General features: G+C 48.9%; 1 pseudogene. It reads right to left on the bottom strand.

The window, feature by feature from the left end:
• A pseudogene (locus DW800_RS19500) lies at positions 1-791 on the bottom strand (RHS repeat-associated core domain-containing protein); the annotation flags it as partial.

The following is a 791-nucleotide window of genomic DNA, read 5'->3' as shown; positions in this document are numbered from 1 at the left end:
CGTACTGGGCAAATTTAATACATTATATTGAATATCGGTAATTCCCTTATTCAAATCTTTCGTTAAATTACCATTGACATCGTAGACATACTCCCCTGCGGTGCTTGCACCGTTCACAAAGGCAGTGTTTGTACCGTATGCAACGGTACTCACGGCATCGTCCACACGGCTCAACTGATTGCCGGTCAATGTGTAAGTCAGATTATCAAGCAGGCCGTAGGCACTGGCACCAGTCTGGCCGTAACGTTGCAAACTCTTGATGTTACCGTTCTTGTCATAACCCGCAACGTTCTCCGAGAAGCGGTTCGCATTCGTGCTGATACTTGCTGTCTCGCCATAAGTAGCGTTCAGCATCCGGTCAAGACCGTCATAAGTGAATTTGTAACCACGGACTGTACTTTCGTTCCCGGACTTCCAGGTCATACTGCTGATGCTGCCGTTGTACTTCGCAGTACCCACACCCGTGTTGTAGTACAGGTTCTGTGTGAAGCATGTACCGCTGATGCCCGTCAGCCAGCTACGCAGGTTGTAGGCATATGTCAGTTTGTTGGTGTTCGTTCCGTGATACAGCTTGGTCAGCAAACGACCGAAGTTGTCATAAGTAGCATCGTACAGAGCAATCGCAGTGCCGCCAAGACTATGCTGCACTTTGCTTATTCTGTCCGCATGGTCGTAGGTATAGGTATATACTTCCGTGCGCGTACTCTTGCCGCTGGCAGTATGTGTATGGGACACACCAGACGGCTTGTCGGAGAAAGTATAAACCGTACTTGTGATGTCGTAGCCACTGA

It is taken from the genome of Bacteroides sp. AM32-11AC (genome assembly GCF_003603515.1).
GTDB classification, from domain to species: Bacteria; Bacteroidota; Bacteroidia; order Bacteroidales; family Bacteroidaceae; genus Bacteroides; species Bacteroides uniformis.
This window is presented reverse-complemented; position numbering and strand designations above follow the sequence as displayed.